The following is a 13662-nucleotide window of genomic DNA, read 5'->3' as shown; positions in this document are numbered from 1 at the left end:
GCTCCGGCGCCCGGCGCCGGAGCCGCGACGCTCACCTCACAGTGCGGGGTAGGCGTTGTTCACCAGCATCACGAACTGCTCGTGGTGCCAGTCGCCGATCAGCGGCGCGTTGGGGAGGGCGCCGGTCGGCCGGATGCTGTCGGTCCAGGGCGTGAGGGAGCCGTTGGGGTCGCACCGGTGATCGATCAGCCGGTCCGAGCCCTCGGGCAGGAGCGGCCCGCCGACGCCGTCCGACTCGCCCGGCCGCTTGATCCACAGATAGGCGTCGACGCCGGGAGCGGGCGCCGCGACCGGCCGGGTCCCCAGCCCCGCGCCCTTCTGGTTGCACTCGGCGCCCCGCGACGGACGCCGGTCGACGCGGCTCTGGTCCACGTACGTGTTGACGTCACTGGAGGTGCTCACGGCCGTCGGCCGGGCGGGCCCGCCCCAGCCGTTGCGGGAGGTGTCGACGACCACGCCGAGCGAGCCGGGGAAGCCCTTGGCGAGCAGGGCGGCGCGCATCGCGACGGCGTAGTCCCGTTCGTCCAGATAGGGGTTCCAGTCGATGAACCTGCTCTGGATGATCGGCTGGCCGCTCACGGTCTTGTACGGGTCGGTGAGGAACGGCTCATCGAGAGGGATGTAGTCCCCGACGTTCGTGGCGATGCCGTCGAGGCTGGTGAGGCCCCGTGCCGTGCCGCGCACGGTCTCGGTGATGAGGGCCGTGAGCGCCGTGAAGTTCGTCTCCCAGCCGGCCCATCCCGCGCTGCCCGCGTCCAGGTACGTGTAGACGTTGGGCAGGGGCGCCAGCTTGTCGAGGGCGTACCGGATGCCCATCGTGTACACGCCCGACCCCGCCGCCTGGTCGCACGAGTAGGCGCTCGCGCCACCCACGATGAGGTCGATCAGGGCCCGCGGTTCGACGACGGCCGCGACGCGCAGGTTCCGGTACTCGGGCTTGGCCAGCAGGGCGGCGATGGCGTCGACGTACTCGGTCTTGTAGCGGTTGAGGCCGTTGTCCTGCTCGTGCAGCTCGGCGTCGGAGACCCGCGACCGGCAGTCGCGGTCGGGCAGGTTGTGGAGCACGAGCGTGACGTACCCGGCGCCCTGCTCGACGGCGGTGTCGAGGTGGTCCTTCAGCGTACGGGTGACCCCGGAGCCGCCGGTGACGTCCGCGATCCGGTCCAGCCAGACCGCGGTGGGCGTCGTCTTCAGGCCGCGGATCTTCTGCGCGGTCGCGTCGTCCACCTTCACGGCGGAGGATTCGACGTCGGCCGCCCAGCCCGGGTCGACGTACCCCTTGACGCCGATGAACGGGTTGTCCACCGGCACGTCCGGGCTCGGATCGACGCTCGGGCTCGGGCTCGGCGACGGTCCGGCGGTGTCGTTGTCCTGCTCGGTCGCGGTCCACAGGACGGCGCTGGGGGCGGTGGCCTGACTGCTGCGCGTGTCGAAGGTGGCGCCGCCGTCCACCGCGTCGTCGTCCTCGGCGGCGGCCACGGTGAGAGGCTGCGGGACGTTCCAGTCGTCCGGGGTGAAGGACGGGCTGTTGACGACCGTCAGGTCCTTGTCGCCGGACACGTTGGCGGTGCCGACGTGCACCGTTCCCTCGGGCCTGCGGCTGAGCCGCACCTGGACGCTCGCCGTGCCCCCCTCGGGCACGGTGATCGTCTTGGGCTCGATGACGATCCGCAGCGGGCCGGGCGAGGGGCTCGCGCTGGCGGAGGGGCTCGGCGACGGGCTCGGCGAGGTGCCCGCCACCTGGCAGGGCACGCCGTTGACGGCGAAGTCCGTGGGCGTCGGGTTGCTCCCGGTCCAGGTGCCGTTGAAGCCGATCAGGAAGGAGCCGCCCGAGGCGACGGACCGGTTCCACGGCTCGCTCTTGGCCGTGACCCGGGCGCCGGACTGGCTCCACTGGGCCGACCAGCCCTGAGAGACCCGCTGGGAGCCAGGGAAGGTGAAGGTCAGCGTCCAGTCCGTGAGCGGGTCGCCGCTGTTCTTCACGGAGACGGCGGCCGTGAAGCCGCCCGAACCCGTTCCCCACTGGGTGCTCGTGTAGGTCGCCTGGCACGTGACCGCGGCGTCGGCGGACGTCGTGCCCAGGACCGGTCCCGCCACGGCCAGCGCCGCGGCGGGGACGACCGCCGCGGCGGCCGTCAGGATCCTGCGGACGGAACGATGGTGGCCGAAGGGCATAGGCGATCGTCTCCAGGGGCGTGGTGACAGGTTCCGGCAGTCGGCGCCCGTTCGGGTTCACGCGTGGGCGCCGATGCTCCCAGACTCGGCAATCGCCCGGCTCGTGTACATGAATCGCGGAAGTGGAAATGTCCCTTTCCGTGGCAGAAAAGCGGGAACCGTATGGCACCTCGCGAAACGTCGTACGGGATCCGCGGGCGGCGCCCGAACGCGGTGAAATATTCAGAGCCGCCGGCCGGGCCGGTCCACGATGCCGGAGGCGAGCAGGGCGGTCGCCCACACCGATCCCGCCCGGAACGCGGGCTCGGGATTACCCCCTATGTACTGGTCGCGCAGCCACACCATGCGGCTGCCGAGGTAGCGGTAGGTGCGGGGATCGAGGATGTGGTAGCTCAGGGTGCCCGGATCGCCGCCCCAGTCGAAGCGGATCCCGAGGCCACGCCGCCCGGCCGCGTCCGCGACGTCCTTGTCGACCACGACACGGGGGATCCTCATCAGCGCCCGGAACATCGCGCCCTCCAGTTTCGGCGGCATGACCACGTGCCGTTCGAGGTAGAGGAAGATCACGCGGAAGGCCCGCGCGTCCGGGGGCTCGACGTTCTTCTTCACGCCCTCCTCGACCGGCAGGTCGATCCAGTGCCGGTCGCCGCTGACGTGGGCCAGCAGGTCGTCCGGGTCCGTGGGGAGCCGGCGCAGCTTCGCGTCGTACTGCTGGGGGGACAGGTCGTCGTCGCCCGGGTCCGGTGGCACGTCGCTGACGTGCATCCGGCCGTCCTCTCCGTAGCCGGCGGCCTGCTTCCCGTCGTAGCGGAACCAGCCTTCCCGCGTCGTGCCGGAATCGTCGTTGGCCTGTTTGTCCAGCGTCCTGGTGTAGTGCCACTGGTCCGGCCGGGGGACGGCCGGTCGCGGCCGTGACTCGGCGACCTCGGCGGCCTGCCGCAGCACGGTGGCGGAGTCGAGTCGTACGGTCGCCGGCGGCGCGACGCCGCCACGCTCGTGCGGCCGGGTCGCGATCACCACGGACGCCGCACCGCCGAGGGCCCCGGCGAGCAGCAGCCTGCGGCCGAACCGGGGGAGGTGCCGGGCGCGGACGCGGCGCAGCAGCCGCGCCCTGGCCGGGATCAGCCACTCCGGGCCCGGGTCCGGCACCTCGGCGCGCATCTCACGGAGGAGTCGCAGGTCATCCATGGGAGGGCTCCTCACTTGTCGCGCTGGGGTCGTCGCCGCCGAGTGCCGCGCGGGTCTTCGCCCGCGCCCGGTGTAATCGCGATCGCACGGTCCCCACCGGTATGTCCAGGGCCGTGGCGACCTCCTCGTAGGTGAGGTCGGCCCACGCGACCAGCAGCAGCACGTCGCGGTCGCCCGCCGACAGCCCGGCCAGCGCCTTCGCCAGGCCGCGCTGCGCGCTCTGCGCGGACACCCGCTGCTCCACGCGGTCGGCGTACGGCTCGGCGACCTCGTCCACCCCGGTCCTCGCCAGCGCCCGGTAAAACCGGACCTCGGTACGGCGGTGCCGCCCGATGAGGTTCGCGGCGATGCCGTACAGCCACGGGCGCGCGTCCGGCTGGGCCGGGTCGTAGCGCTCGCGCTTGCGGAAAGCGGCTAGGAACGTGTCGGAGACGACGTCGTCGGCGAGGGACGCGCCCAAACGGCGGGCGACGTACCGGTGCAGAGCGGAGGCGTGCCGGTCGAACAGGTCCGCGAAGGCCTCGGGGTCGCGCCGGGACCGCTGGATCAGCTCGGCGTCGTCGACGCGATCGGGCGGTGCTTCGGGGATCACGTGGGGGCTCCATCCATCCGGCTACCCGCTTTCACCCGACGAAGGGAAAAGGGTTCGCGGACGGTCGGCGCCTTTCCCGCGCGAAGGCCGGTTACGGGTGGTCGCTGAAACAGAGGCAGCCGCCGATCTGGGCCGCCACCTCCAACTGGTCGTAGAAGAGCCGATGACTGAGGATCAGCCCGTTCTCCACAGTGGAGAAGCTGCACGAGCGCAGGAGGATGGACCGCCCGGTCGCCTCGAGAACGTCCCCGCCGGGCATGAGGAGCGGCCCTTTGTGGGTGCCGCTGATCGTGAACTCCGCCGCCACGGTGTCTCCGAACATGGTCACCGACTGCGGCGTGATCACCATGTTGGGGTACGCCTCCATCCATTGGCCGTAGTAGGAGGTGATCTCCTCCCTGTTCTCGGCGACGCCGTCCGGGGACACCAGAACGGCCCGCTCGTCGAAGCACTGCGCCAGGGCGTCGAGGTCATGGCGGTTGATGGCCTGTCTGAGCTTGTCCACGGCACGGAGCACTTCGGACATCGGACGTTCCCTTCCCCCGACGAGAGCGGCCGTATGGTGCGTCCGCACCGTGACCGGCATGGCAGCGTCCCGGACATGGGCGGCACTTTCACGATAACCCAGCTCAAACGGCTCTCAGCGGGTCGTGCGAGCCGGTCGGGATTCAGGACTCGTCGGCGGGAAGGGCGAACATCCGGATGTACAGGGGCCGCGCGCCCGGCGGCGCGTCCTGAGCCCGGTGGCTGTACTTGAGCAGCAGCGCGATGTAGGCGTCGTGAAACTCGGCGAGCTCCTCCTTCGTCATCCGGCCGAGACCGCGGGAGCCCTTGGCCCAGTCGGGATCGCGCCGGTAGGCCTCGGGGAAGCGCTCCAGAAGCGCCCGGTCCTCCTCGAAACCGATGCGGTGGAACTCCTCCAGCACCGGACGGTCCTCGGGTGCGAGCTGCGCGGGGAGCGGCGCGCGCATGTCGCGGGGACTCTCGGTCCTGCGCCACCAGCGTTCCCGGCCGCCCGAGCGCTCGGGGATCTCCTCGATGAAGCCGTATTTCTCGAGCTGGCGCAGGTGATAGCTGGTCGTGCCGGTCTTCGCGCCGAGCAGCTCGCCGATCGTCGTGGAGGTCGCGGGCCCGTGGATGTTGAGGTGGCGCAGGATGAGCCGCCGCATGGGATGGGACAGCGCCTTGAGGCGGGCCGGGTCGTCGAGCAGGAACGGCTCCTCATCCTTCATGCGGATGAGCCTAGTCCTCCAGAACGATATCTGCAGAGATGTCTTTGCCGAGAACTCTCTGCAGACTAAATTCGGCAGTATGCGTCGAATCGCCCTGGCCATCGGCCTCGCCCTCGCCCTGGTGGCGGCCCCCGCAGCGGCCGCCGCCCCACCGCCCCCCGACGCCGGAGAGGTCGCCGTTCCCGCCGGCCTGACCGGAAGGGAGGTGAGTTTCCCCGGGAACGGCGGCCTCACCCTGCACGGCACCGTGTTGTCGCCGGCGAAGGCGGCACCCGGGCGCCCTGGCATGGTGCTCGTCCACGGGGCGGGCACCGGCACGCCGCGCGCCAAGCTGATGGGCGAAGCCGTGGAGTTCGCCCGCAGAGGCATGTCCGTGCTCGTCTACGACAAGAGATCGGAGGGCTACTCGCTCTTCCACCGGTCGTACGCGCAACTGGCCGGCGACGCGCTCGGGGCGGTGGCCGCGCTGCGGTCGCAGCCGGGCGTGGATCCGGCGAAGGTGGGCGTCTGGGGCCTGAGTGAGGGCGGCTGGGTCGCGCCCCTCGCGGCCGCTCGCTCGCGTGACGTCGCCTTCGTCGTGGTCGTCGGCGCCAACGCCCTCCCGCCGCTGCGGCAGCAGACCTGGGCCACAGCCGCGGGCCTGCGCAAGGCGGGGGTGGCGGGATCGCTGGTGGACCGGACCGAGCCGAACCTCTACCGGGTGATCGCGGACGGCGGCATGTTCCCCGAGCCCTGGTACGACCCCCGGCCGACCCTCGCCGCGGTGCGGCAGCCGGTGCTTGCGGTCTGGGGCGTGCACGACCTGCTGACGCCGCCGGAGGAGACGCCGCCGATCTTCGCGCGGGCGCTGCAGGAGGGCGGCAACCGGCACTACACGTTCCGGTTCTACGCGGGGGCGGACCACGCCGCCCACCTCACGCCCGACGGCGGCGTCACCCGGCTGCCCGCCCTCGCTCCCGGGTACGCCGACCTCGTCGGCTCCTGGGTCCGCGAGGTCGTCTCGGGACGGCCGCCGCTGGCGACCACCTCGGGCCCCGCTCCCGAGCAGGCGACGCCGACCGTGCCGGTGGAGCGGCCGGCGCTGTGGGAGTCGGCCCCGGTGCAGGGGACCGTGCTGCTGCTGCTGATCGTCGCGTTCGCCGCCTACCCCGTGACCGCCCTCGTCCGCCGGCTGCGCGGGCGGCGGGGCGCGGCCCTGCCCGCGGCGCCGCGCGTGCTCAGCGCCGCCGGGCTGGTGGCGGTGCTCGGGTCGTTCACCTTCCTGTTCTACCTGCTCATGACCGGAGGCAAGCTGGCCGCGCCGGGTCCGGTGCTGCTCGGCCGCCCCGTCATCTGGCTGGCCCTGCAGGCCCTCGCGCTGACAGCGGTGGCCGCATCCGTACGGACGGTCCCGGCGTGGCGGCGGGCCGGGACGAGGGGCGAGCGGGCCCGTCTCGGGCTCCTGCTCGCCGGCGGTGCCGCGTTCCTCCCGTGGTCCCTCTACTGGGGCCTGCTGCTCCCGTGAGCGGGGTCGCGGCCGAGGCGGGCGAGGACCTGGTCGAAGCGGGAGGCCCCCGGCGCGGCGGGCAGGCCCGGCGCGAACGCGGCGCCTGGCCTCAGGCGGTAGTCGCCGTCCGGCACCACCAGGGCGATCGGCCATGCGGCCTCGGCCAGGTCCGGGTCGGGGTCGTAGGCGATCCCGAGCGCGCGGGCGACGTCCCACCCGTGGACCAGGTAGTCGATGAAGTGGAAGCCGATCGCCTGCACGGCCGGGAACACCGCGTCCGCTCCCAGCTCGGGCAGGGCGAACCCGCGGTCCAGCACCCCTTCGGCCGCGAACGCGGCCGTGACGCGCTCGGCCGCCGCGGCGTAGGCCCAGACGGGGTCGCGGGCGGGCGGCGCCAGCCACGCGTCGGGGTCGGCTCCGCGGCCCTCCGCCGCGGCGGCGAAGCCGTGGTGCTGGGCGGTCATGTGCGCGAGCAGGCCGCCCAGGTTCCAGTCCGCGCAGGGCGTCGGGCGTCCCAGGTCGCCCGGACGCACCTCGGCGACCATCTCGACGCTCGCCCGTACGGCGCGGCGGTCCAGTTCCCGGATGTCCATCTCTTCTCCAATCGATAAGCTCTCGCCGATCATATGCGCGTGCTTATGGTTTGTCGATCCCTAAGCTGTGGGGCATGCCCGACCGTCCCGATCTCGCCGCGATGACAGTCCCGCTCACCAGGACGCTGATCGCCGCCGAGACGCCGATCCTGCGCGAGCACGGCCTGTCCATGTGGGCGTACGCCGTGCTCTTGGGCCTGGACGATCGGCCGGTGCGCACGCAGGCCGCGCTGGCGGAGTCCATCGGCGCGGACAAGACGCGCATCATCCGCGTCCTGGACGACCTCCAGCGCAGGGGGCTGATCGAGCGCAGCCCGGATCCGGCCGACCGCCGTGTCCGGCTCCTGTCCATCACGCCCGAGGGCCGTCGCGTGCGGGACGGCGCTCAGGCGGGCATCCGCCGGATGGAGGAAGCGTTGCTCGCCCGGCTGCCGGACGAGGACAGGGCGGCGTTCCTGCGGGCGCTGCGGGTTCTGTCGGCCCAGGCCCCACAGGTAAATCCCATTGATCCGTGAGCGGGCCGATGGTTACGGTGTGCGCCCGTGTCTGTTCATCTGACCCATCTGGTCGATCCTCATCCCGGCGCGCCCGAGCACCGCGGGCGCGGCCTCGGCCGCTGGGTGAAGGCCGAGACGATCCGGCTGGTCCGGGAACGCCACCCGGACCTCGGCGGGCTGCTCGCCGACACCGCCGACGGCAACACCTACATGCGCGGCATCAACGACGCACTCGGCTACGTGCCGACGCGCCGGACCGTCCACTACCGGTTCGACCTCTAGCCGCTCGTGAAACCGCGCCCGAGCGGCGGGCCCAGCCGCAGCTGGAGAGCCGGGTAGCGGGGCGCGTCGAAGCCGAGGGACTGGTACAGCTCGATGCCGTACGCCGTGGCGTTGAGGTCGATCGTCCGGACCTCGGTCTCGGTGCGGTACCAGCCGAGCAGCGCGTCGAGGCAGGCCCGCGCGAGGCCGAGGCGGCGGCGGCGCGGGTCCGTGCAGATGTTGAAGACGTGGCCGTGCAGGCCGCTCGGGTTCGTGGGCCCCGGCGCGTGGGGGTCGCAGGTGCCCGCCGCGCAGCTGACGACCCCGAGCTCCGGGTCGTCGACCACGAACGCGGCGAAGTCCCCCGGATCGCGCAGCCGCCGCCCGAACCACTCCACGGCCGCCGCCCGCCAGGGCGCGCTCTCGTCCCCGGTGTCCGCGCCCATGTCCTCCAGCATCACGGCGCGCAGGCGGACGAGGGCCGCGGCGTCCGCCGCTCCCGCCCGGCGGACCATCCTCCCGGAGATCGTCATGGTGCCCATTGTGGCCCGAGGGCTCAGCCGTCGCTCTCCGCGGCGGCCACGACGTCCCGCAGCCGGCCCATCGCGTGATAGGTGCCGAACACGTCCATGTAGTCGCGCGTCTCCACGATCTCGCCGTTCCGCACGCGCAGGGTCAGCAGGCCGGTGGCGCGGAAGGGCCGGCCGTCCGGTTCGACACTGCCGATGCCCTCCCACTCCCCGGTGACGACCTCGGGATCGGCCGCCTCGTGGACGACGACGTCGCGGATCTCGGCGAGCCGTACGGGGCTCGCGCCCCACGTCCCCCGGTAGAGGGCGCGGATCTCCTCCCGCCCCTCCAGACGTGCGGGGAACCGCGGCACCCGGAACGGGAACACGTGGACGGCGTCGGCGGCGTAGAGGCCGGCGAGGTCGTCGGCCGACCTGTCGACCATCGCCCGGTGATAGCGGACCAGCACCTCACGTGGGGTGAGCGGCATCGGTCTCTCCATTCGCTCAACAACTGTTGACTCAACGACTGTAGAGCGAATGGGCCGGCGTGGTCAACGCCGGTAGAGTCCTCGTGTGGAGGGGACGCCGACGAGCCGGGCCGAGCGCCGGCGCCGCACGGAGGAGCGCATCCTGGCCGCCGCGCGGGCGATCTTCGCCGAGCGCGGCTTCCAGCGCACGACGATCCGGGCCGTGGCGGCGGCGGCGGAGGTCGACCCCGCCCTGGTCATGCAGTACTTCGGGTCGAAGCAGGACCTGTTCGACCAGGCTGTGCGGATCCCGTCGATCCCGCCGCTGGACGGCGGGCTGGAGCCGGTCGAGGAACTGCTGGGCAGGATCGGCATGAAGATGGGGCCGCTGCCCGAGGCGACGCTGGCGATGATGCGCTCCATGCTCACCCATCCCGACGCCGCCGAGGAGGTGCGCGGCAAGCTCGACGGCCAGGTGGCGCATCTCGCGGACGCGATCGGGGCCGGCGACGCGGAACTGCGGGCCGCCCTGATGGTCAGCACGATGCTGGGCGTGACGATCGCCCACCAGCTGCTCGATCTCACCGCTCTGCGCGGCGCGTCGCCCGAGCGGATCGCCGAGGCCCTGCGCCCGTCCCTGCGCGCCCTCGCCGACGGCTGAGCGGGCCCGTACGGCCACGCCTCGCGCGACCCGGCCGCGTACGCCCACCGGGAGGGGCGGCCGAGCCCGATCTCGCGGTCGCCGTGCCGCACGAGGCGGAGCGGCGGTATCACCGCGTCCATCTCGGCGTCGCCTGATTTTGATCACCGAGATATCCGTGTGACGGGGGTGATTAAAGCGACCGGCGGCGGGCAGTGCGGCTTCCATGGTCATCTCGGCTTCCCCCGGCGCTCGGCGAAGCGAGCACGGGCTCTGTTCCGCCTGCGTCCGTGAGCTGTTCGACCGGGCCGGCCGTCGGTACATGTACCCGCTCGTCTGCTGCGACGACTGCCGGCCGCGGGCCGGAGCGGCGCCCTCCGCCGTCCTGTGCGGGGACTGCGGACGGGAGTGCCGCGGCCCGCACGCCCGTAGGTCCGTGTCCGCCGCGACGGGCTGCAGGGTCTGCGGCCCCGGCCTCCGATGGGAGGGCATCACGGGCCAGGACGCCCTGGCGGCGGCCGTCGCGTCGATCGGGGCGGGAGGAGTGGCCGGCCTGCACGACCTGTTCGCCGACCAGGTCGTCTGCGACGCCAGGTCGGAGCAGGCGCTGGCGCGCATGGACGGCGCGTCCGGGCGGGTCCGCGTGCTGGTCCGGAACGTCTCGATGGCCAGGGAGGTGGCGAACCTGTCCACGCCCGACATCCGCGCGCTGGTCGAGCGGACCGAGCCCGCCAGGCTGGTGCGGCTGCGCGAGCCCGTGCTCCCCCGGGCCGTACGGCGCGCGACGCCCGACGTCGACCTGTTCCTGCCGCGCACTCCGCTGCAGTATCTGCTCACCGCGCGTGTGGACGGCCCGCTGGCCGTGTGGGACCGGCCGGACGAGCGGGCGGACGAATGGCCGTGCGACGGGACGCTGACCGTGAGCGGGCTGGCGCGTGCGGAACGTCACAGCCGCACGGCGGGGTTGCCCGCCCACCTGGCGCTGGGCGGCGCCTCTCCCGTCATCCTCAGCAAGGAGCCGTCGCCCGTCAGCACCCCGTAGTGCGCGGAGGGCTGTCCGGCGGTCGATCCCTCCCCCGTACGGCGGCATGTTCGTGGCCGGCGTGACCGGTGTGCTCACGGTCTGGCTGCGGTGGCCGCCGAGGGGGACCCGTCTCCTGCTCGCGGCGCCCGCCGCGTTCGCCGCCGTCTTCCTGCCGTTCCTGGGCTGGAGCGCGGGCCTGCCCGACGACTACGGCGTCGCGGTGCTGCTCGCGGTCCTGCTCTGCGCGGTGGTCCTGGTCGTCGCCGTGCGCGCCGCCGTACGGGCGCGGACGCGCGGCCGGAGGGAAGGGGCGACGGTCACACCATGAGGACGCGGCCAAAGACCTCGTAAAGGCTCCGTCGTCGCGGGAATGACCGGAATCCGGCTTGGTGGCCGAGGTCGACGCGCACGAACGCCGTCCCCGCCGTTTCCGGGGCCGCGCCTACCCTCGACGGCCCGCGGGCACACTTGGCAATGTCGCGCTTACTCCATGCAGCGGAAGCATCGGCTTCGCCGTGACGAGAGGTCACGGCCGTCCATGCGGGCACGGCACGGCGCCGGGGGCGGTGGTTCCCGCGTGGGTACGTTCCTGCTCGGGAGGATCGCCATGAGAAAGATCGTCGCTGTCGCCGTGCTCGCTGCGATGACCATGCTCGGGACGGTCGCCGCGGTCGCCTCGGTGGACGCCGGGGCCGGCGGCCACCCGAGGACCGGTCCGAGGGCGGGGATCGCGCCGCAGGCGCCCGCTCCCAGAGGGGGCGTGGAGCGGCAGGAGGTGAGCCGGGACCAGTACGACGTCCTCGTCGGCCAGTGCCGCTACCGGAAGACGTCCGAGGCGCGGAAGGCCTGCCGTGCGGAGGTGCGCGAACGGTACAAGGTCGGCGCCTTCAACCCGAACCTCGACTGCCGCACGTACTCCGGGGTCAGCGTCTGCGGCGCGCTCGAACTCACCGCCGCGCAGCGCTCCTGCGTCGAGGAGTCCGTGAACGGCGGGCTGACCCGCCGACGGGCCGAGGTGGAGTGCTACGCCTTCCGCTGAGGCCGCCCTTTTCGGCGGAATTTCCGGCCGAACCCAATTATTTGGCCAAAACGCAACTTTCCGTGATCTACCCTGCGGGGGTGGACGCCAACAGTCAGGGTGCCGCCGAACTCCTGAAGGCGCTGATGCGTACGGCGGCGCGGTTCAGCGAGATGGGGCGCTCCGTCTCCCGTGACTTCTTCCCCCACGTCCGCGCCGAGCCCGTCACCGACCTGGCCGGGCCCGCCGTACGGCTCGGCGCCGCGCTGGCGCTGCCGGGGCACGACCTCGTGTTCGAGGCCGCGGTCCGGGTCGGCGACGGGACCTTCGGCGTGCGGGGCGATCTCGTGCTCGACGGCGAGGAGGAGATCCTGGTCCTGCCGTCCGTCGAGATCGCCGATCCGGTGGCGTGCGCGGACCTGCTGGACCGGTACGCCGACGAACTGCTGACCCCGGCCCGCTGGCACGTGCAGCGGCTCCTGGAGTCCTGCGAAGCGGACTCCTAGCGACAAGGGCGTCCTGCGAAGCGGACTCCTAGCGACAAGGGCGACCTGCGAAGCGGACTCCTGACGCTCAGAGCGCCTGGAGTCCCTGGATCACCTCGCGGAGGAGGCGCTCCTCTGGCAGCTGGGCGACCGTGGCCTGCGGCCGCGCCGTGATCAGCCCCTGGTCGCGCAGGTCGCCCAGCAGGATGCGGACGACGTTGAGCGACAGGCCGAGCTCCGAGGCCAGATCGGCCACGGACGAGGGAACCCGGCACAGTTGCAGGATCCGCCAGTGCTCGGGGGCCAGCCCGGTCACCCCGCTGTACGCCGAGGGAGCCGTCCTGATGATGGTCATCAGGTCGAAGTCCGGCCCGGTCGGGCGGGTACGGCCACGGGTGATCGTGTAGGGGCGCAGCAGCGGCCCGTCCTCGTGCTCGGTCACGAGTCCTCCTGAGCGCGTTGCCAGCCTGCCTGGAAGGAGGAGAACAGGTCGCCCCGTTCCTCTTTGAGCTGCGGCGCGAGGTTCGCCTGCCGCACCCGGCGGGGCAGGGAGTCCTCGGCGCCGCCGCCGATCGGCGGTGTGAGGGCCAGGGCCGGGGGCGCGGCCTCCGGCTGTGCGAGGCGCTCGACCACCGGTTCCCTGATCTCGTTCTCCACCACGATCTCCTTCGGGAGCAGGAGCACGGCGCTCGTCCCGCCGTACGGCGAGGTGCGCAGGGAGACGCGGATGTTGTGCCGCCTGGCCAGCAGCCCGACCACGAACAGCCCGAGCCGGTCGCTGTCGGCCAGGTCGAACTCCGGCGGGTCGGCGAGCCGGGCGTTGAGATGCGCCAGCTCGTCCGGGGGGACGCCCAGACCGCGATCCTCGACCTCGATGGCGAAGCCGCGGGCCACCATCTCCCCTCGGACCTGTACGCGGGTGTGCGGCGGGGAGAAGACCGTGGCGTTCTCGATCAGCTCGGCGAGCAGGTGGATGACGTCGGTGACGCTGGTGCCCACGAGGGAGAACCCGTGGGGCACGTTCACGTCCACCCGCAGGTAGTCCTCCACCTCCTCGGTGGCGGCGCGGGCCACGTCGTACAGCTGGACCGGGTTGCGCCAGCCGCGGCCGGGCACGGCGCCGGACAGGATGATCAGGCCCTCCGCGTGGCGGCGCATGCGGGTGGTGAGGTGGTCGACGCCGAAGAGCCGTTCGAGCAGGTCGGGATCGCTGATCTCCTTCTCCAGGCCGTCCAGCATGCCGAGCTGGCGCTGCAGCAGCGACTGGCTGCGCCGGGCGAGGTTCAGGAAGACCTTGTTGACGCCCTTGCGCAGCTCGGCCTGGCCGACGGCCGCCTCGATCGCGGTGTGCTGCACCGAGGTGAACGCGCGGCCGAGGTTCTCGATCTCGACGGTGCCGCTGGCCTGGGTCATCGGCGAGGTCTCGGCCGCCACGTCGACGTCCTCGCCGCGCCGCAGCCGCCGCACGAGGTCGGGCAGTCGCCGGCCGGCC

At 72.6% G+C, this 13662-nt stretch carries 18 protein-coding genes and 1 pseudogene; 9 read left to right on the top strand and 10 right to left on the bottom strand.

The genetic code is table 11. The annotated features are described in order from the left end of the window. Window positions 1–36: 36 nt before the first annotated feature. From AB0J39_RS11335 to AB0J39_RS11315, 5 genes are all read right to left on the bottom strand, one after another. Window positions 37–2175: a glycoside hydrolase family 6 protein gene (locus tag AB0J39_RS11335; protein ID WP_363463320.1), complete on the bottom strand. Its 2139-nt coding sequence runs from the start codon at window positions 2173–2175 to the stop codon at window positions 37–39. Between the two features lie 222 nt (window positions 2176–2397). Then, entirely contained in the window at window positions 2398–3363 is a 966-nt protein-coding gene (locus AB0J39_RS11330) for a CU044_5270 family protein (RefSeq protein WP_363463318.1), read from the bottom strand. Then, on the bottom strand, window positions 3356–3955 hold the full coding sequence (locus AB0J39_RS11325) for an RNA polymerase sigma factor (protein ID WP_363463316.1): 600 nt from the start codon (window positions 3953–3955) through the stop codon (window positions 3356–3358). Before AB0J39_RS11325 ends, AB0J39_RS11330 begins: the two co-directional genes overlap by 8 nt. Before the next feature lie 91 nt (window positions 3956–4046). After that, entirely contained in the window at window positions 4047–4481 is a 435-nt protein-coding gene (locus tag AB0J39_RS11320; protein ID WP_363463314.1) for a nuclear transport factor 2 family protein, read from the bottom strand. Window positions 4482–4623: 142 nt separating this feature from the next. After that, on the bottom strand, window positions 4624–5187 hold the full coding sequence (locus AB0J39_RS11315) for a helix-turn-helix domain-containing protein (protein WP_363463312.1): 564 nt from the start codon (window positions 5185–5187) through the stop codon (window positions 4624–4626). A gap of 79 nt (window positions 5188–5266) precedes the next feature. Here AB0J39_RS11315 and AB0J39_RS11310 point away from each other — a divergent pair, with 79 nt between their 5' ends. After that, window positions 5267–6691 carry a prolyl oligopeptidase family serine peptidase gene (locus tag AB0J39_RS11310; protein ID WP_363463310.1) on the top strand — a complete coding sequence of 475 codons (1425 nt, stop codon included), beginning with the start codon at window positions 5267–5269 and terminating at the stop codon, window positions 6689–6691. On the opposite strand, the gene AB0J39_RS11305 is transcribed toward AB0J39_RS11310, so the two are convergent. After that, the gene (locus tag AB0J39_RS11305) at window positions 6667–7266 is read right to left on the bottom strand and encodes a TIGR03086 family metal-binding protein (protein WP_363463309.1); all 600 of its coding nucleotides are present in this window, start codon (window positions 7264–7266) and stop codon (window positions 6667–6669) included. The genes AB0J39_RS11310 and AB0J39_RS11305 overlap by 25 nt on opposite strands. A 74-nt stretch (window positions 7267–7340) precedes the next feature. Here AB0J39_RS11305 and AB0J39_RS11300 point away from each other — a divergent pair, with 74 nt between their 5' ends. Together AB0J39_RS11300 and AB0J39_RS11295 are read left to right on the top strand one after the other, a co-directional pair. After that, window positions 7341–7781, top strand: a complete 441-nt coding sequence (locus AB0J39_RS11300) for a MarR family transcriptional regulator (RefSeq protein ID WP_363463307.1) — start codon at window positions 7341–7343, stop codon at window positions 7779–7781. Window positions 7782–7808: 27 nt separating this feature from the next. Further along, the gene (locus AB0J39_RS11295; protein WP_363463306.1) at window positions 7809–8045 is read left to right on the top strand and encodes a hypothetical protein; all 237 of its coding nucleotides are present in this window, start codon (window positions 7809–7811) and stop codon (window positions 8043–8045) included. Here the strand turns inward: AB0J39_RS11295 and AB0J39_RS11290 are convergent. Both AB0J39_RS11290 and AB0J39_RS11285 read right to left on the bottom strand, forming a co-directional pair. After that, a complete protein-coding gene (locus AB0J39_RS11290; RefSeq protein WP_363463305.1) occupies window positions 8042–8557 on the bottom strand; it encodes a GNAT family N-acetyltransferase in 516 nt (171 codons plus the stop codon). The two genes, AB0J39_RS11295 and AB0J39_RS11290, sit on opposite strands and share 4 nt — an antisense overlap. A 23-nt stretch (window positions 8558–8580) precedes the next feature. Continuing rightward, window positions 8581–9024 (bottom strand): nuclear transport factor 2 family protein, encoded by a 444-nt coding sequence (locus tag AB0J39_RS11285; RefSeq protein ID WP_363463304.1) that lies wholly within the window; start codon window positions 9022–9024, stop codon window positions 8581–8583. An 85-nt stretch (window positions 9025–9109) separates the two neighbouring features. Here AB0J39_RS11285 and AB0J39_RS11280 point away from each other — a divergent pair, with 85 nt between their 5' ends. The 6 genes and pseudogenes from AB0J39_RS11280 (at window position 9110) to AB0J39_RS11255 (ending at window position 12191) form a co-directional block, all read left to right on the top strand. Next, window positions 9110–9664, top strand: coding sequence for a TetR family transcriptional regulator (locus AB0J39_RS11280; protein ID WP_363463302.1), 555 nt, complete (start codon window positions 9110–9112; stop codon window positions 9662–9664). Window positions 9665–9869: 205 nt separating this feature from the next. Further along, window positions 9870–9992 (top strand): annotated as a pseudogene (locus AB0J39_RS11275) (hypothetical protein); the annotation flags it as partial. A gap of 87 nt (window positions 9993–10079) precedes the next feature. Continuing rightward, window positions 10080–10685 carry a hypothetical protein gene (locus AB0J39_RS11270; protein WP_363463371.1) on the top strand — a complete coding sequence of 202 codons (606 nt, stop codon included), beginning with the start codon at window positions 10080–10082 and terminating at the stop codon, window positions 10683–10685. A gap of 46 nt (window positions 10686–10731) precedes the next feature. Beyond that, window positions 10732–10995, top strand: coding sequence for a hypothetical protein (locus AB0J39_RS11265; RefSeq protein WP_363463300.1), 264 nt, complete (start codon window positions 10732–10734; stop codon window positions 10993–10995). Between the two features lie 279 nt (window positions 10996–11274). After that, the gene (locus tag AB0J39_RS11260) at window positions 11275–11706 is read left to right on the top strand and encodes a hypothetical protein (protein ID WP_363463298.1); all 432 of its coding nucleotides are present in this window, start codon (window positions 11275–11277) and stop codon (window positions 11704–11706) included. An 80-nt stretch (window positions 11707–11786) separates the two neighbouring features. Continuing rightward, window positions 11787–12191 carry a hypothetical protein gene (locus tag AB0J39_RS11255; protein ID WP_363463296.1) on the top strand — a complete coding sequence of 135 codons (405 nt, stop codon included), beginning with the start codon at window positions 11787–11789 and terminating at the stop codon, window positions 12189–12191. 67 nt (window positions 12192–12258) lie between these two features. Here AB0J39_RS11255 and AB0J39_RS11250 read toward each other — a convergent pair whose 3' ends face one another. Beyond that, complete coding sequence (locus AB0J39_RS11250) at window positions 12259–12612, bottom strand: DUF742 domain-containing protein (protein ID WP_363463294.1); 354 nt, start codon at window positions 12610–12612, stop codon at window positions 12259–12261. Further along, a partial coding sequence (locus AB0J39_RS11245; protein WP_363463292.1) for an ATP-binding protein occupies window positions 12609–13662 on the bottom strand: 1054 nt, incomplete at its 5' end. The genes AB0J39_RS11250 and AB0J39_RS11245, both read right to left, overlap by 4 nt.

The organism is Microbispora sp. NPDC049633, from assembly GCF_040675265.1.
GTDB lineage: Bacteria > Actinomycetota > Actinomycetes > Streptosporangiales > Streptosporangiaceae > Microbispora > Microbispora maris.
This window is presented reverse-complemented; position numbering and strand designations above follow the sequence as displayed.